The organism is Clostridium tanneri, from assembly GCF_033659955.1.
In the GTDB taxonomy this organism is placed as follows: Bacteria; Bacillota; Clostridia; order Clostridiales; family Clostridiaceae; genus Clostridium_AM; species Clostridium_AM tanneri.
The window spans coordinates 106,821-125,146 of sequence record NZ_JARUJP010000002.1 but is presented as its reverse complement, the minus strand read 5'-3'; the positions used below and the strand labels follow the sequence as shown (position 1 = coordinate 125,146).

The window sequence follows — 18,326 nt, the reverse complement described above, 5'->3', positions numbered from 1 at the left end:
TGCTTATTGTAAATTTGCAATATTTATTATAAAATAATTTTTTGATAGAAATTATCTACTGATTTTAATTATTAATGGAAAACTAAGGAGTGAAGATAAAACTAATGAGAGATAGCATATTAATAAAAGGTGCTAAGGTTCATAACTTAAAGAATGTAGACCTAAAAATACCTAGAGAGAAACTAGTGGTATTTACTGGGTTGTCTGGTTCAGGAAAATCTTCTCTAGCTTTTGATACTCTATATGCAGAAGGACAGAGACGATATGTGGAGTCATTATCTGCATATGCTAGACAGTTTCTTGGTCAAATGAATAAACCAGATGTAGAGTATATAGAAGGTTTATCACCTGCAATTGCAATAGACCAAAAAACCACAAGTAAAAATCCTAGATCAACAGTTGGAACTATTACAGAAATATATGATTATTTGAGACTATTGTATGCAAGAATAGGGACTCCTCACTGTCCAAAGTGTGGAAAGAAGATAACTCAACAGACTGTAGATCAAATGGTAGACAAGATTCTTTCGATGCCAGAAAGAACCAAGATACAAATTTTAGCACCAATAATAAGAGGCAGAAAAGGTGAACATGTAAAGGTTCTTGAAAATATAAGAAAAAACGGCTTTGTAAGAGCCAGAATTGATGGAGAGACTATTGATTTACAAGAAGAAGAAGTAAAACTTGAAAAGAATAAAAGGCATAACATTGAGGCAGTAATAGATAGATTAGTAGTAAAGGAAGAAATTAAAAGTAGGTTAGCAGATTCTCTGGAAACTGCTCTTAAGCTATCAGAAGGCATAGTTATCGTAAATATAATTGGAGAAGATGACATGTTGTTTAGTGAGAACTTTGCCTGTGTTGATTGTGGTATAAGCATTGGAGAACTTGCTCCAAGGATGTTTTCTTTTAACTCTCCTTTCGGAAAATGTGATAGATGCGATGGACTTGGCACGTTAATGGAAATAGATGAAAGTTTGGTTATACCAGATAAAAGCAAGAGTATTTTAGATGGTGCTATTGTACCTTGGGGAAGTGGAAGTTTAAAGGAAGATTCCTGGACTTTTAGTATATTAAAAGCACTTTCAAAGGAATATAAATTTAAGCTTGATACACCAATAGAAAAGTTAAAACCTGAAGTGGTGGAAATATTATTATATGGACTTAAAGGTGAAAAGATAAAGGTTAACTATACTAAAGAAGATCGTGCTATGGAATTTAACCATGCCTTTGAAGGAGTAATCAATAATTTAAAAAGAAGGTATCTAGAAACGAATTCTGATTATATAAAAGGTGAAGTTGAAAACTATATGAGCGATAACCCATGCCCTAAGTGTAAAGGAGCGAGACTTAGGCCGGAAGCTTTATCCGTAGCTGTCGGTGATAAAAACATTTTTGAATTCTGTAGAATGTCTATAAAAGATGAATTGGAGTTTTTAGAGCAAGTAGACTTATCTGAAAAAGACAAAATAATTAGTGATCAAATATTAAAAGAAATTAGAAGTAGACTAAAGTTTCTAATTGATGTAGGGCTTGATTATTTAAATTTAGGTAGAAATTCAGGAACTCTTTCAGGAGGAGAAGCTCAAAGAATTAGGCTTGCTACTCAAATAGGATCAAGTCTAGTAGGAGTACTGTATATACTTGATGAACCTAGTATAGGGCTTCATCAAAGGGATAACGACAAACTTATTGCTGCATTAAAACACTTAAGAGATTTGGGAAATACACTTGTTGTAGTAGAACATGATGAAGACACTATGAATGAAGCAGATTTCATTGTTGATATAGGGCCAGGAGCTGGAGAGCATGGCGGTGAAATAGTTGCTGCAGGAACTATGGAAGAAATAATTAAATGCGAAAGATCAATAACTGGTCAGTATCTAAGCGGTAAGAAAAAGATAGATATTCCATCTTCTAGAAGAGAAGGCAATGGAAACAACATAGAAGTAAAAGGAGCAAAGGAAAATAACCTTAAGGATATAAATGTAACATTTCCACTAGGAACTCTTACTTGCGTTACTGGAGTCTCAGGTTCAGGAAAAAGTACCCTTATTAATGAGATATTATTTAAAGGGTTGAATAAAATAATTAATAGATCAAAGAATAATCCAGGAATGCATAAAGATATTCTGGGAGTAGAAAATATAGATAAAATTATAAATATAGATCAAAGTCCTATAGGTAGAACTCCACGTTCAAATCCAGCAACCTACACTGGGGTATTCGATATTATAAGAGAAGTATTCTCAAATACTTCTGAAGCAAAAATGAGAGGATATAAACCCGGTAGATTTAGCTTCAATGTTAAAGGTGGAAGATGTGAAGCTTGTAGTGGTGATGGAATAATAAAAATAGAAATGCAATTTTTATCTGACGTGTATGTGCCTTGTGAGGTTTGTAAGGGAAAAAGATATAATAGAGAAACTCTTGAGGTAAAGTATAAGGGTAAGAATATAGACGATATTTTAAATATGACTGTAGAAGAGGCATTAACGTTCTTTGAAAATATTCCTAGAATCAAGAATAAGATTCAAACGCTTTTTGATGTAGGATTAGGCTATGTTAGACTAGGTCAGCCATCAACTCAGTTATCTGGAGGAGAGGCCCAAAGGATAAAGCTAGCCTATGAGTTGTCTAAAAGAAGTACTGGGAAGACGTTGTATATATTAGATGAACCTACAACAGGTCTTCATATAGATGATGTAAGTAGACTTGTTGATATCCTTCAGAGGATTGTGGATACAGGAAATACTGTAGTGGTCATAGAACATAACTTAGATGTTATTAAGTGTTCAGACTACATCATTGATTTGGGTCCTGAAGGAGGAGAAAAAGGAGGAACTATTTTATGTACAGGAACACCAGAGGAAATAGTTCAAAATAAATCCTCTTATACGGGACAATATTTAAAAAAGATGCTATAATTTATATGAGACTTAAGACTAGCATTGACAAAGCTAAGATGCTAGTCTTTTGATATATTTATTGCATAATTAAAATGAAAATTTACTAAGAAAATATACTAATAAGTTTACGAGAAGGTGATTATATGGATCTGAGTAAGCTAAGCTTAATATTTAAAATTATAATTATTGGAATAATTTACATTATAATTTTCATAGCCCTACGTATAATGTATAAGGATGTAAAAAACGGAGGAAGAAAAGTTAGAAGTAGCAGAAAATCCTTTGGATTAGAGGTTATTAGTGCAGGTAATAATTCCAATTTGAGAAGGGGTGGGGTTATCCCTGTTCGAGGAGATATAACAATAGGAAGAAAAAATGATAACCTACTTATATTGGACGACCCCTATGCTTCCAGTCATCATGCTAGAGTATATGTTAAAAATAATGATTGCATTTTGGAGGATTTGGGAAGTACAAATGGAACATTATTAAATGGAGAAAGAATAGAGGGCAGAGAATATTTGAATTCAGGAGATGAAATTAGAATCGGAAGTACATCTTTTAGGGTCATAGGCTAAGCTATTATTTTATTATTTATTAAGCAGAATTTACAAAGTTGGCAGTTGATAGTTGACAAGTATCCATTGTCAACTATTTATATTTATGAATTGGTGGTGAATGCAGTTGGACGCTAGCAGAGATGAAAAAAGACTATTAAGATACACATATCTTCTATGCTTAATATGTTTTTTTAATTTAGCTATAATCAAACAACCTTTTGACAAAGGGGCAATGGTTATGGCTGTGGTTACCTGTTTACTTGTAGGATACTCCTACTTTATTATAAGAAAATTCTTTTCTGATGGAGATAAATATATATTTATATTTTCAAGCATACTAGCAGTTATTGGAATGGTTATGATTTATAGAATTGACATGGCATCCTCCATAAAACAAATAATATGGTTTGCGTTAGGAGTAACAGGTTTTATTTTAATAGTAGTACTGTTGCCGGACTTAAGAAGCTTTGGTAAGTACAAATATATTTATTTGGTAGTTACCATAATCTTTATGGGGATGGCTACTTTGTTTGGAAAAGAAATAAATGGTTCTAAAAACTGGATTGTAATAGGTGGGTATAGCTTCCAGCCTTCAGAGTTTGGTAAGCTATTCTTAGTGGCCTATCTTGCATCTTCCTTAAAGAACTATAAAAATTTTAAGGATTTAATAAAACCAGGACTTGTAGTAATGATATGTCTAGGGTTTATGGTTATTCAGAAGGACCTTGGTTCTGCATTAATATTTTTTGGAATATCCATAACTATGCTATATATTGCCACATCGAAGTTTACCTATGTTGCTACCTGCTTTGGGCTATTTGGTGCTGGTGCTTTCATAAGTTATCAGCTATTTGATCATGTAAAGACTAGAGTATTAATATGGATGAATCCGTGGCCATATGCCACTGGAAAGAGTTATCAGGTAGTTCAGTCTATGTTTTCTATAGCATCGGGAGGACTTACTGGTTCAGGACTGGGACTTGGATATCCTGAGTATGTGCCTATTAATACAACAGACTTTATATTTGCGGCTTTATGTGAAGAACTTGGAATACTTATAGGCTTTGGAATAATAATATTATACTTTTTATTATTCTATAGATGTATGAGAGCAGCGGTATATGGTGAAGATGAATTTTCAAGGCTTCTTGCTGTAGGATACAGTGCTATGATAGCATCTCAAGTATTAGTTATAGTGGGAGGAGTTATGAATGCCATTCCTCTTACAGGTATAACGCTACCTTTAGTAAGTTATGGAGGAAGTTCAATGCTTATAACTTTCTTTTCATTAGGTATAATTCAAAAGATATCAGAAGAGGGTAGATAAATATGAATGATATATCAAATAATATAAAAAAGGTTCTTATAGTCTTTTTAATATGCTTTATAGGATTAATTTCCTATATAACATACTTTGAAATGATTGTAGGCCCTAAAATAGTGAGCAGTCCCTACAATAGGCGACTATGGGTTAAAAGAAACGAGGTACTAAGAGGGACAATTTATGATAGAAATGGTAAACCATTAACTAAAAGCGAGAGAATAGACAAGGAAACTCAAAAAAGAGAGTATACCGGAGGGGAAATCTTTGCACATATACTTGGTTATGTAGATATAAAATACGGTATCACAGGGTTGGAAAGAAAATATGATGAACAGCTTATGTCTACAAATATTCAAGATAACGTAAGAAGTTTAATAAAAAACAAAGGTAGAAATGAAGAAAAAGTAGGTAACAATCTTAAAACAACTCTAGACTATGATGTTCAAAGTAGAGCTTACGAGTTATTAGGAGATAACAAAGGTGCAGTAGTTGCATTAAACCCTAAAACTGGGGAAGTACTAGCAATGGTTTCCAAGCCTTCTTTCAATCCTAATAATCTACAAGAGATATGGAGTTCCATTAATAAAGATGAAAGAAGACCTTTGATAAATAGAGCTACAGCAGGATTGTATCCACCAGGATCAACTTTTAAGGCTGTAACTGCAATAAGTGCATTAGAGAATATTCCAGGTATATCTAATAGAAGATTTGATGATAATGGTAGTTTGTTTATAAGTAACGATTATTCTCTTCATAACTTCTCAGGAGAAGTCCTAGGTAATATAGGTTTCAAAGAAGCTTTTGTCCACTCAAGTAATGTAGTATTTGGAGGATTAGGACTTGAACTTGGAAATGATAAGTTAAAGGCAACTTCAGAAAAGTTTTTCTTTAACAAGGAAATACCAACAGATGGAATTCCTGTTGAGCCAAGCAAGTTTCCTACTTTAAAGAAATATGAGAAGGGAAGTATAGCACAGAGTGCAATAGGGCAGAGTAGTGACCTTGCCAGTCCTCTTCAGATGGCAGTGGTAAGCAGCACTATAGCTAATGGTGGAATTATGATGAAGCCTCATTTAGTTAAGGAAGTTGTTACCAGCAAGGGGGAATTAATAAAAAGTATACAGCCAGAGTCTGTGGGACAGATTACTTCAGCAAATACTGCAAGTATAATGAAGGAACTCATGAGAGGAGTTGTTTCTGAAGGTACTGGAGGAAATGCAGCAATTGAAGGTATAGAAGTCTGCGGTAAAACAGGTACAGCTGACCACCAAGAAGAAGGAAAGGGAGCGGCTCCTCACTCTTGGTTTATAGGATTTGCACCTTATAATAATCCAGAGGTTGCAGTAGCGGTAATTGTAGAAGAAGGTGGACAGGGAGGAAAGGCTGCGGCTAGAATAGCATCAGAAGTGATGAGAACTGCTTTAAGAAGATAGTAGAATTATTTAAAACAGGGTAATTCAGTATAGTATATTAAGCTTATGATTAAATTAAATGTCAGCAGAAATTAAAAAATTTCCTGCTGACATTTAATTTTTATATTTTTACAGTTTTCCCGGGAAATTTTGTCCGAAAAAGTAAAATTATTAATTCTTTAATGATATAATATATACAATAATTATATCGGTTATTAATAAATAAAATCATATTATGTTTGAAAATAAAATTATATGAGAAAAAGAGGAGAAAATATGAAGGGTAAAACCCATGCGGGAGTTGGAATAGTTACTTTTTTATCTCTTTGTAATATTTTACCGGGAAAATTTAATTTCATTGGTATTGCAGTGGTTGTTTTTGCCTCAGTATTGCCAGATATAGATCACCCTAAGAGCATTATAAATAAATATATACTCCCTTTTAAAAATAAGGCTACTAAAGTCACTTTATATATTTGCCTAGGTATAGTGGTGCTATGGTATGATTATTTGTATACTAAAGAACCTGCTATAAAGGCACTAGGAGTATCGTTTATAACAATAGCTATATCATCTCATAGAAATGGGCTTACTCATAGTCTTTCAGGAATGATCATATTTTCCTTTATTACTGGATATATAGGTAATATGTATGGTATACATCATTTGATATACTACTTTATGATAGGATATGGAATGCATTTGTTATGCGATATGGCCACTAATAGAGGAATACCACTGTTATATCCATTTAGAAATAAAAAGGTTAAATTGCCGATTACATATAAAACAAATTCAAGAATTGGTACTACTATAGAAGAGTTACTTATGATAGGTGGACTTTTATTTACTATATATAAGCTACCTATAATTTTTTACAAATAATTTTTAGGAGTGATTTTGTGTTCGATTTCCAGTATCAGTTGAAGATTTTGCCTGATAAACCAGGGGTATATTTAATGAAGAATTCTTTAGGTGAAGTAATATATGTTGGTAAGGCTAAGGTATTAAAAAATAGAGTTAGACAGTATTTTCAAAACTCAAAAAATCATTCTGAAAAAGTAAAAGCTATGGTTAAACATATTAGTGAGTTCGAGTATATAGTTACAGATTCTGAAATGGAAGCTCTTATACTAGAGTGTAATCTAATAAAGAAGTATAGACCTAGATATAATATATTACTTAAGGATGATAAACACTATCCATTTATAAAGGTAACTACTAATGAAGACTTTCCTAGAATATTTATAACTAGAACATTGGCGAAGGATGGTGCAAAATACTTTGGTCCTTATACAGATGTTTCTGCTGTGTATGAAACCATGGAGCTTATAAAAAATATTTTTCCTATAAGGAACTGTAAAAGGCTCATAAAAGAAGATGGTGAAAAAACAAGACCTTGTCTCAATTACCATATAGGACTGTGTAAAGCACCTTGTGGAGGGCATATAAGCAAAAGTGACTATGATAAGATAGTTGCTGATGTAGTTGACTTGTTATCAGGAAGAGATAAAAATGTAATTGAAAAATTGAAAGGACAAATGGATGCTGCCGCAGAAAACTTAGAATTTGAAAAGGCAGCTGGTTTGAGGGATAAATTATTAGCGGTACAGAAAATTAGAGAAAAACAAAAAATAATAACAGGGAATTTTGAGGACGAGGATTTCATAAATATATATAGTGATGAAAAAGATAGCTGTATTCAAGTATTTTTCTTAAGGGCTGGGAAGATAACTGGTAGAGAACACTTTATTGTGGAAAATACCGGGGATTCTGAAAAGGGAGAAATAACAGCAAATTTTATAAAAGAATTTTATGGAGGTACTGCATATATACCTAAAACTATATATGTGCCGGAAACAGATGATAGAGAATTACTTGAGCAATGGCTAGGTATGAAACGTGGCTCAAAGGTTATAATTAAGATACCGCAAAAAGGAGAAAAAAAAGAAACCTTAAATTTAGTTGAAAAGAATGCCAAGATGACTTTGGAGCATTTTAAGTTGAAATTTATTCAAGATAAAGAGATTTATAAGTCATCTTTACAAGAACTTTCCAATATACTTAATTTAGAAGATATTCCACATAGGATAGAAGCTTATGATATATCTAACATTCAGGGAGTAGACTCTGTAGGAACCATGGTTGTATTCGAGGAAGGAAGAGCTAAAAATAGTGATTATAGAAGATTTAAAATAAACACCGTGAAAGGTGCAAATGATTATGATAGTATGAGGGAGATTTTAACACGAAGGTTTCAGCATGGGTTAGATGAAATAAGGGAAATTCAAGAGAATAAAATAAACTTAAGCTCAGGAAAGTTTTCGGTATTTCCCGATTTAATACTAATGGATGGGGGAAAAGGCCAGGTTAACGTTGCACTTGAAGTACTAAAAGGCCTTAACATTACTATTCCAGTCTGTGGAATGGTTAAAGATGATAAGCACAATACAAGAGGATTAATATATAATAATAATGAGCTTATGATAAGTCGTAACACCAATGTAATGAGACTTGTTACAAGGATACAAGATGAGGTTCATAGGTTTGCAATAACCTATCACAGAAGCTTAAGAAATAAGAGAGTGCTTCACTCAGTACTTGAGGATATACCTAATGTAGGTGAAAAAAGAAGAAAAGAGCTTCTAAAGAAATTTGGGTCTATAGAAAATATAAAAAAGGCCAACGTTGAAGAACTCTTACAGACACCTTCTATAGACAGGAAAGCGGCTTTAAGTATTATCGAGTTTTTTGGTAGGAATAAGGAAGAGAAATAAAATGTATAATAGGAAATCAAGGATAAGGGATATAAATCTTGATTAAGAATTGTACATACATTATACTAGTTATGATACATAATTTTAATTTTCAAGGAGAATAGACCATGAATAGATTTAAAAATTTTAGTACAAAGTTAATGGAAATATTGGATCCAAAAGATATAGAAATAGATTCACTTATGAAAAATCATACATCTTTCAAGATAGGGGGCCCAGTAGATATACTAGTTAATCCAGAAAGCTTCGAAGAAGTAGTAGAAGTTGTGAAATTGTGTAAAAAAGATAGTGTACCATGTTATATAATTGGTAATGGTACTAATCTGCTTGTCAAGGATGGCGGAATAAGAGGGGTAGTAGTTAAGCTATCCAAGTTAGATAAAATAAAGTTACAAGGAACTAAAATAATTGCTGAAAGTGGGGCTCTTTTAAAGGACGTATCGGATTTTGCTTTAGAGAATAGTTTAACTGGCTTTGAATTCGCTTGTGGTATTCCTGGAAGCATTGGCGGCGCAGTTACAATGAATGCAGGAGCTTACAATGGTGAGATATCTTATGTTATAGAAAGCGCTAAAATTATAGACGGTGATGGAAACATAAAAGTTCTTAGTAAAGAAGATCTGGAGCTTGGATATAGGATAAGTTCAATACTTAAATATGGATATACCGTATTAGAAGTAACCTTTAATTTAGAAAAAGGGGAATATAGTAAAATAAAAGAGAGAATAGATGATTTAAGTGCTAGAAGAACAGAGAAACAACCTCTTGAATATGCTTCAGCAGGAAGTACATTTAAAAGACCTGAAGGCTATTTTGCAGCTAAATTAATAGAAGATAGTGGTTTAAAAGGCGTTAGTATTGGAGATGCCCAGGTATCAGAAAAGCATTCTGGATTTATAATAAATAAAGGTAATGCTACTGCACAGGATATTCTAGACTTAATTAAAATTGTTCAAACAAAAGTTAATGAGAAATTTGGAGTAGAACTTTCCACAGAAGTAAGAATTATTGGAGAAGATATATAAAATAAAATGGAGAATTTAACATCATATTTGTGTTAAATTCTCCATTTTATCTTGTATTCCTTCTTATAAATTGTTGTGTTATAATTATAAAAGTAAATCCATAAAGTATATATAATGAGAAGGATTTAATTAGCAGTTCATGTGAAAAAAGTTAATAGGAGGAGTGACAATGAGATTTGTTATAGTAACAGGTCTGTCTGGTGCAGGTAAAACTCAGGCTATAAGGAACCTGGAAGATTTGGGATATTTTTGTGTAGATAACCTTCCTCCTACACTAATACCTAAGTTTGCAGAGGCTTGCTATCAAACAGACGGTAAGATAGATAAGATAGCTTTAGTTATAGATATAAGAGGTGGAAAGTTCTTTGATGATTTATTTGAGAGCTTAAAGTACCTTAAAGAACAAGGATATAAGTATGAAATTCTATTTTTAGACGCTTCCGACGAGGTGCTAGTTAAGAGATTTAAAGAGTCTAGAAGAAAACATCCTTTAGCCCCAGATGGGAGAATATTAAATGGAATATCAATGGAAAGAAACAAGTTAAGAGAAGTAAAGGATAGAGCTGATAATATAATAGACACGTCAAAACTTGCCACTAGAGAACTGAGAGAAGAAATAACAAAGATATATTCAGAAGAGGGACAGATGGAGACTCAATTAATGATAACCATACTTTCTTTTGGATTTAAATATGGCATACCTGTAGATTCAGATTTAGTATTTGATGTAAGATTTTTACCAAATCCTTACTATATTCCAGAGTTAAAGAAGTACTCAGGAAATGATAAACCCGTTAGAGATTATGTAATGAGTTTTGAGGAAACTAACAATTTTATTGACAAATTAGAAGATATGTTACAATATTTAATTCCAAATTATTTAAAAGAAGGAAAAAGGCAGTTAATTGTATCCATAGGATGTACCGGGGGAAGACACCGTTCAGTAACTATAGCAAATGCTATTTATGAAAAGTTGACGAATAATGAGTACAGGGTAAACATTGACCACAGAGACATAGATGAAGACGTTAATAAAGGTGGTAAGAAACTATGAAAATAGTAGATTGGCTTAGACCGGGCATAAAGGTAAAAAGATGGGTTATGCTTGGTGCCATGGGAATATTATTTATAGTATTTGGCGTACTGGAATTTGTTAATAGAAGATTTTATAGTATGTACTATATATCCTTTTATGTATTTTTAATAGTATCTGGTGTTTTTGTATTATATATATCTATAACTCAAGGTATGAGGTCTATAATAGCATTAATAAATAAAGGTTATTTAAGCGTATCTTTAGATTCTAGAAAGTTGGAAAATCTTATATATGAAAAGAGGCTTTTGGTAAAAGGACCTAAAGTTGTAGTAATAGGTGGAGGAACAGGACTATCTACAATGCTTAGAGGATTAAAGTACTATACTTCAAATATCACTGCAATAGTTACTGTTGCAGATGATGGAGGCGGGTCTGGTGATTTAAGAGAAGATCTGGGAATGCTGCCACCAGGGGACATAAGAAACTGTATCCTTGCTCTTGCAGATACAGAACCTCTTATGGAAGAACTTTTACAGTACAGATTTAAAGATGGAAGACTTAAAAATCAAAGCTTTGGGAACTTATTTTTAGCAGCTATGGATGGTATATCTAGTAATTTCGAGGAAGCAGTTCATAAAATGAGTTCAGTATTAGCAGTAACAGGCAAAGTTATGCCTGTTACTTTAGATAACTTGATACTAAAGGCTAAACTTAAGAATGGAATGATTATAGAAGGAGAATCTAATATTCCTGAGGAAGCAATTAAGCATAACAGCCGAATTGAAAAGGTATTTATAGAACCTAAGAACGCAAGGGCCCTTAAGGAGGCAGTGGAGGCAATATTAGAAGCAGATGCCATAATTTTAGGACCGGGCAGTCTGTACACTAGTGTAATTCCTAATCTTTTAGTTAAAGATATATCTAATGCAATGCAGAAAACAAAGGCTATAAAGTTATATGTATCAAATATAATGACACAACCTGGAGAAACAGATGGATTCGGTGTAGAAGACCATATAGAATCTATTTTTAAACACTCAGTCAGCGGTATAATTGATTATGTAATTATAAATGTAGGTAAGATTGATAGAGAACTTGAGGGAAAATACAAAGAAGAAGAATCACATCTTGTAAAAATAGATGAGGAGAAAGTAAAAAAACTCAACGTTAACATTATAGAAGGAGATTTTATATCTATAAGAAATGGTCTGATAAGACATAATTCAGAAAAATTAGCATCAATTTTAATAGAGACTATTATGGAGAAGAAGCTTCTATTTGATAGAAAGAAAATTATTGAATACTTCTACTTATCAGAAAGATTAAAGCAAAATAAGAACAAATAGGGAGAGAGCATATGTCATTTTCAGTTAAAGTTAAGAATGAGGTTTGTAGATATACGAATATTACCAAAGAAGAAGCAATAGCTGAGTTATCTGCCATAATGAAAGTTAGTGGTACTTTGCTCCTTGGTGGAAATAAGCAATTTAGCTTTAAAGTTACTACAGAAAACCCTGCTATTGCAAGATTCATATTCAAGATACTAAAAGAACATTTCAACATGCATACCCAGATACTGGTAAAAAAGAGCAATTCCCTTAAGAAAAATAATGTGTATATGATATTAATTACAGAGGAAATGAATGTTAGAGGATTACTTAAACAAGTAGGACTCTTAAAAGAAAATGAAAATGTATTTTCCCTTGATTACAGCATACCAAAAAGAATAATAAAAACAGAGGAGTGCAAAAGAGCCTATATAAAAGGAGCATTTTTAGGCGGAGGCAGTATCAGCAATCCTGAGAAAACATATCATTTAGAATTTGTTACCCACGATAATGATTACTCAGAAGATTTAAGTGATCTTATAAATGAATATGGATTAAACTCAAAGGTAATACAAAGAAAGAGCAGCTATATAGTTTATCTTAAGGAAGGGGAGCAAATAGTTGATTTGCTTAATATAATAGGAGCCCATGCATCTCTTTTAGAATTAGAGAACGTTAGAATTATGAAGGAGATGAGAAATAACGTAAATAGGCTTGTTAATTGTGAAACTGCTAACTTAAGTAAAACTGTTAATGCTGCAGTAAGGCAGGTTGAAAGTATAAAACTTATTCAGAAAGAAATAGGTCTTGCTAGACTTCCTAAGAATTTAAGAGAGATCGCAGAACTTAGACTGAGTTATCCTGATGAATCCCTAAAAGAGTTAGGAGAAATGCTTAACCCACCAGTAGGCAAATCAGGTGTTAACCATAGACTAAGAAGAATAGAAAAAATAGCTGAGGAACTTAGAAAAGAAGGAAGGTAGGAACAGACTATGTCAAAACATGAGGATATAATTAAATATATACTTTCACTGGAAGTTGGAACAAAAATCTCAGTAAGAAGTATAGCTAACGATCTGGGGGTTAGTGACGGAACTGCTTACAGAGCAATAAAAGATTCAGATGCTTTAGGGATAGTTACTACCATACCTAGAGTTGGAACGGTAAGAATTGAAAAAGTGGAGAAAAAAAATATTGAAGCATTAACTTATGGTGAAGTGATAAATATTATAGATGGAACATTGCTGGGTGGGAAAGATGGTATACATAAGACGCTGCATAGATTTGCTATAGGAGCTATGACTATTGATGCTATGGAAAAGTATGTTACACAGGATTGTCTTCTCATTGTAGGAAACAGAGAAGAGGCACAAAGGCTAGCATTACTAAGCAATTCCGGCGTTCTTATAACTGGTGGCTTTGGCTGCAGTGATGAAATAAAGAGGTTGGCTAATGAAAAATGTCTTCCTATAATTTCTACTACCTATGATAGTTTTACTGTTGCTAGCATGATAAATAAAGCCATATCAGAAAATCTCATAAAAAAAGATATAGTTTTAGTTGAAGATATTATGGAAAGTAATCCTTATTTCTTGAAAGTTACTGATACAGTAGCGAAATGGAAGGAAGTAATGATTAATACTAAACACCAAAGGTATCCAGTGGTAGATGATGAGCATAAGGTTGTTGGAGTCGTTACGATGAAGGATTTATCTAACAGGGAAAGTGATGATGAAGCGATTGGCAAAGTAATGCATAAGGAGCCTATAACGGTAACTCCTAAAACCACTGTGGCTTACGCAGCTCATATAATGGGGTGGGAAGGCATTGAATTGTTTCCTGTAGTTAAAGGGAAAAAACTAGTAGGGGTTATTACAAGACAGGACGTAATAAAAGCTTTGCAATATATGGCAAGACAGCCGCAAGCTGCTGAGACCTTAGAAGACTCTGTGTTAAAGAACTTTGAATTTGAAATTACTGGAGATAAGGTTCGTTTTTATGGAAAAATAACTCCGGAAATGTTAGATCCTATAGGAACAGCTTCCTGGAGCGCTCTAAATATGCTGCTATCAACTATGGGAATTATGGCTTTGAGACAAAGAAATAACATTAATGTACTTGTTGATAGTATAAATACATACTTTATGAAACCGGTTCAGGTGGACAGCATTATAGAAATTTATACTGATATAATAGATACAGGTAGGAACTTTTGTAAGGTAGAAATTGATATGTTTAATAGCAAGAAAGATATAATAGCGAAAGCCTTTCTATCAGCTAAAATTATAAGAAGGTAAATTAAATAAGTTCATTTCAGGTAGACGGCATTTGTACTTGCTATCTACCTTTTTTATTGGAAAAACATATGTTATTAAAAAATACCTAGTATAGTGATATAATTTAAGAGTAATTTGTCAATATTTTAGATAAGCTTTTACGGAAGAGGTGAACTAATGAGCGAAAAAAAACATCAATGGGTAAGTTTACACCAGCATACTGGGTATTCTCTTTTGGACAGCTCTGCCAAGATACCAAATCTTATAGCTAGAGCAAAAGAGCTTGGAATGAAAAGTATAGCTATAACTGACCACGGAGTTATGTATGGATGTGTAGAATTTTATCAAGAGGCTAAAGCACAAGGAATTAAACCGATAATAGGATGCGAAATCTATGTTGCTGGAAAGTCAATGCACATAAAACAAAATGATAAAGAAAATGAAAACCATCATCTTGTGTTGCTAGTAAAAAATGAAGCTGGTTATAACAATCTAATGGAAATAGTATCTACAGCTTCTATTGATGGATTCTATTACAAACCTAGAGTAGATCATGAGTTTCTAAGGCAGCACAGCGAAGGATTAATAGCTCTAAGTGCTTGTCTAGGTGGAGAAGTTCAATCTAATATTTTAAACGGAAATTTGAATAAAGCTAAGGAAATAGCGCTTTTATATAAAGAGATATTTAAAGAAGGATTTTATCTAGAATTACAGTATCATGGTATAGAAGAACAGCTAAAAGTAAATGAAGAACTGGTACGTATGTCAAGGGAACTAGATATACCATTAGTAGCAACAAATGATGTTCATTATATAAATAAGGAAGATTATAAATCTCACGATGTACTTCTTTGTATACAGACGGGAAAGACCGTAGAAGAAGAGGATAGAATGAGATACGCCTCTGATCAATTTTACTTAAAGTCACCAGAGGAAATGTATGAACTATTTTCCTACGTACCTGAAGCCTTGGAAAATACCCTTAAAATTGCTGAGCAGTGTAACTTTGATTACGAGTTTCATAAGTCTAAATTGCCTAAGTTTCCACTGCCAGAAAATCAAGACCCTTACGAATATATGAGAGAGCTTTGTTATGACGGATTAAAGGAAAGATATAATGCTTTAACTGATGAACTTAGGGAAAGATTAGAATATGAGCTTGGCGTAATAAAACAAATGGGTTATGTTGATTACTTTCTTATAGTTTGGGATTTTATGAGGTATTCTAGAGATAACGGCATCATGGTTGGCCCGGGAAGAGGTTCTGCAGCAGGGTCTCTTGTAGCATATACTTTAGGAATAACTGATATTGATCCAATAAAGTATGGATTAATTTTTGAAAGATTTCTTAATCCAGAACGTGTGTCCATGCCTGATATAGATAGTGATTTCTGCTACGAAAGAAGAGGAGAAGTAATTGACTATGTAGTAGAGAAGTACGGTGTTAACAATGTTTCTCAAATAGTCACCTTTGGAACTATGGCTGCTAGAGCTTGTATAAGAGATGTTGGAAGAGCTATGAGTTACTCCTACAGTGAGGTAGATAGGATAGCGAAGATGATTCCAACGGTTTTAAGTATAACTATAGATAAAGCTTTGGAGTTAAATCCAGAATTAAAAGAGGCTTATGAAGATGAAATAAGAACTAAAGAGTTAATTGATGTAGCAAGAGCTCTTGAGGGATTGCCAAGACATACATCAACCCATGCTGCTGGAGTTGTTATAGCTTCGAAGCCTTTAGTAAATTTTGTTCCACTTCAAAGAAACGAAGGTAATATAGTAACACAGTTTACTATGGGGACCTTAGAAGAGCTTGGTCTATTAAAAATGGATTTCCTAGGTCTAAGAAATTTGACGGTTATTCGGGATGCAGTGAATATGATAAAGGATAACAAGGGAATAAATTTAGATTTAAATAAGATAGATTACAATGATAAAAAGGTCTATGGCATGCTAGGAGAGGGGAAAACTGTAGGAGTCTTTCAGCTTGAGTCTCCTGGAATGACCGCCTTCATGAAGGAGCTCAAACCAGATTCTATTGAAGACATTATCGCAGGAAATAGTCTTTACAGACCAGGACCTATGGCGGAAATACCAAGGTATATTAGGAATAAGAATAATCCAGAAGAGGTAGAATATTTGACCCCTGACTTAGAAAGTATATTAAATGTTACCTATGGGGTTATGGTTTATCAGGAGCAGGTTATGGGAATTGTTAGAAAACTTGCTGGATATTCTATGGGGAGAAGTGACTTGGTAAGACGTGCTATGTCTAAAAAGAAACATAAAGTGATGGAGGAAGAAAGACGGAATTTCATCTTTGGTATAGTAGATGAAGATGGTAAAGTAGAGGTGCCAGGATGTATAAGAAATGGTATAAGTGAAGAAATTGCAAATAAGATATTTGACCAAATGATGGATTTTGCAAGTTATGCTTTTAATAAGAGCCATGCTGCAGCCTATGCTATATTATCTTATCAGACTGCCTATTTAATGTACTACTATCCTACAGAGTTTATAGCAGCTACATTGAATAGTGTAAAAGGGGATAGTGATAAGGTTGCCTATTATTTAAGGTTTGCTAATGAAAAGGGAATTCAGGTCCTTCCGCCAGATATAAATGAAAGTTATGCCAAGTTTACTGTTGAAAAAAATACTATAAGATTTGGCCTATCTGCCATAAAAAACGTTGGAGAGAATATTATAGATAGTATAGTAAAGTCTAGAAAGGCCAAGGGTGAGTTTTTAGATATTTCTGATTTTTGCAACAAAATAGATATTTCTTCTATAAATAAAAGAGTAGTTGAGAGTTTGATTAAGGCTGGAGCCTTTGACTGCTTTAAAGTATATCGCTCAAAAATGCTTGCAGTTTATGAAAAGGTATTAGATGGTATAAGTAGTTCTAGAAAAAAGAACCTAGATGGGCAATTAAGTCTTTTTGCTGGCTTAAAGGATGAAAGTATTAAGATACAGTATCCTCCAATTCAAGAATTTGAAAAGAGACATATCCTAGCAATGGAAAAAGAAATGACTGGGTTATATCTATCAGGACACCCTCTAGAGGAATATGAAGAAACGCTAAAGAAAAATACTAGCGTAAATATTTCTGATATAGTAACAAGTGAATCCTTAGAAGAGGGGATAATTCAAGAATCAAAATTAAAGGATGGAGATAAAGTAATAATTGGAGGAATAATAGCAGCAGTAACAAAAAAATTTACGAAAAATAATGATATGATGGCTTTTATAACTGTAGAAGATTTATATAGTACAATCGAAGTGGTTGTATTTCCGAAAGTATTTCAAAGGCATAAGAGTCTAGTCAATGAGGACAGTATGGCATTAATAAAAGGAAGGGTCAGCATAAGAGAAGAAGAACAACCTAAGATATTATGTGAAAGTATTGAACCTTTACTTAAAGCTAACACGGGAAGTTTATACCTGTTAATTGAGGATGAAAGAACTTTGAAGGTCTTGCTGCCGGAAGTTAAATCTCTACTTATAAGCTTCAAAGGAAATACTCCTGTTTATCTATGTACGAAGAAAGAAAGAAAGAAGTTTAGATTGGATACTGAGTTTTGGGTTAATGAAGACTTGGAACTTATGTCCACTTTGAGAAGGAAATTTGGGGATGATTCTATTAAGATAATATAGGTTTTTAAGTATATTTTCTTAGTAC

Annotated in this window: 12 protein-coding genes; all 12 read left to right on the top strand. The window is 33.0% G+C overall.

All coding sequences use genetic code 11. The annotated features are described in order from the left end of the window. Window positions 1-104 precede the first annotated feature (104 nt). The 12 genes from uvrA to P8V03_RS02760 all read left to right on the top strand — a co-directional run bounded on the left by uvrA (window position 105) and on the right by P8V03_RS02760 (window position 18,301). Window positions 105-2,927, top strand: coding sequence for an excinuclease ABC subunit UvrA (gene uvrA / locus P8V03_RS02815; RefSeq protein WP_318796778.1), 2,823 nt, complete (start codon window positions 105-107; stop codon window positions 2,925-2,927). A 125-nt stretch (window positions 2,928-3,052) separates the two neighbouring features. Further along, a complete protein-coding gene (locus tag P8V03_RS02810) occupies window positions 3,053-3,487 on the top strand; it encodes an FHA domain-containing protein (protein WP_318796706.1) in 435 nt (144 codons plus the stop codon). A 106-nt stretch (window positions 3,488-3,593) separates the two neighbouring features. Continuing rightward, a complete protein-coding gene (locus P8V03_RS02805) occupies window positions 3,594-4,796 on the top strand; it encodes an FtsW/RodA/SpoVE family cell cycle protein (RefSeq protein WP_318796705.1) in 1,203 nt (400 codons plus the stop codon). 2 nt (window positions 4,797-4,798) lie between these two features. Then, a complete protein-coding gene (locus P8V03_RS02800; RefSeq protein ID WP_318796704.1) occupies window positions 4,799-6,226 on the top strand; it encodes a peptidoglycan D,D-transpeptidase FtsI family protein in 1,428 nt (475 codons plus the stop codon). 255 nt (window positions 6,227-6,481) lie between these two features. Then, entirely contained in the window at window positions 6,482-7,090 is a 609-nt protein-coding gene (locus P8V03_RS02795) for a metal-dependent hydrolase (protein ID WP_318796703.1), read from the top strand. A 17-nt stretch (window positions 7,091-7,107) separates the two neighbouring features. Beyond that, window positions 7,108-8,982 (top strand): excinuclease ABC subunit UvrC, encoded by a 1,875-nt coding sequence (gene uvrC / locus P8V03_RS02790; protein ID WP_318796702.1) that lies wholly within the window; start codon window positions 7,108-7,110, stop codon window positions 8,980-8,982. A gap of 107 nt (window positions 8,983-9,089) precedes the next feature. Next, window positions 9,090-10,007, top strand: coding sequence for a UDP-N-acetylmuramate dehydrogenase (gene murB, locus P8V03_RS02785; RefSeq protein ID WP_318796701.1), 918 nt, complete (start codon window positions 9,090-9,092; stop codon window positions 10,005-10,007). Window positions 10,008-10,176: 169 nt separating this feature from the next. Next, on the top strand, window positions 10,177-11,061 hold the full coding sequence (gene rapZ / locus P8V03_RS02780; RefSeq protein ID WP_261671116.1) for an RNase adapter RapZ: 885 nt from the start codon (window positions 10,177-10,179) through the stop codon (window positions 11,059-11,061). Further along, window positions 11,058-12,389: a gluconeogenesis factor YvcK family protein gene (locus P8V03_RS02775; protein ID WP_318796700.1), complete on the top strand. Its 1,332-nt coding sequence runs from the start codon at window positions 11,058-11,060 to the stop codon at window positions 12,387-12,389. The genes rapZ and P8V03_RS02775 overlap by 4 nt, the downstream gene beginning before the upstream one ends. Before the next feature lie 11 nt (window positions 12,390-12,400). Continuing rightward, window positions 12,401-13,354 carry a DNA-binding protein WhiA gene (gene whiA, locus P8V03_RS02770; RefSeq protein WP_261671114.1) on the top strand — a complete coding sequence of 318 codons (954 nt, stop codon included), beginning with the start codon at window positions 12,401-12,403 and terminating at the stop codon, window positions 13,352-13,354. A 9-nt stretch (window positions 13,355-13,363) separates the two neighbouring features. Beyond that, window positions 13,364-14,668, top strand: coding sequence for a DRTGG domain-containing protein (locus tag P8V03_RS02765; protein WP_318796699.1), 1,305 nt, complete (start codon window positions 13,364-13,366; stop codon window positions 14,666-14,668). Between the two features lie 156 nt (window positions 14,669-14,824). Next, window positions 14,825-18,301, top strand: a complete 3,477-nt coding sequence (locus P8V03_RS02760) for a DNA polymerase III subunit alpha (RefSeq protein ID WP_318796698.1) — start codon at window positions 14,825-14,827, stop codon at window positions 18,299-18,301. Window positions 18,302-18,326 lie beyond the last annotated feature (25 nt).

Coding starts and splice junctions, on each gene's coding strand:
- uvrA (WP_318796778.1), top strand. CDS start 105: ATGAGAGATAGCATATTAATAAAAGGTGCTAAGGTTCATAACTTAAAG.
- P8V03_RS02810 (WP_318796706.1), top strand. CDS start 3,053: ATGGATCTGAGTAAGCTAAGCTTAATATTTAAAATTATAATTATTGGA.
- P8V03_RS02800 (WP_318796704.1), top strand. CDS start 4,799: ATGAATGATATATCAAATAATATAAAAAAGGTTCTTATAGTCTTTTTA.
- P8V03_RS02795 (WP_318796703.1), top strand. CDS start 6,482: ATGAAGGGTAAAACCCATGCGGGAGTTGGAATAGTTACTTTTTTATCT.
- murB (WP_318796701.1), top strand. CDS start 9,090: ATGAATAGATTTAAAAATTTTAGTACAAAGTTAATGGAAATATTGGAT.
- rapZ (WP_261671116.1), top strand. CDS start 10,177: ATGAGATTTGTTATAGTAACAGGTCTGTCTGGTGCAGGTAAAACTCAG.
- P8V03_RS02775 (WP_318796700.1), top strand. CDS start 11,058: ATGAAAATAGTAGATTGGCTTAGACCGGGCATAAAGGTAAAAAGATGG.
- whiA (WP_261671114.1), top strand. CDS start 12,401: ATGTCATTTTCAGTTAAAGTTAAGAATGAGGTTTGTAGATATACGAAT.
- P8V03_RS02765 (WP_318796699.1), top strand. CDS start 13,364: ATGTCAAAACATGAGGATATAATTAAATATATACTTTCACTGGAAGTT.
- P8V03_RS02760 (WP_318796698.1), top strand. CDS start 14,825: ATGAGCGAAAAAAAACATCAATGGGTAAGTTTACACCAGCATACTGGG.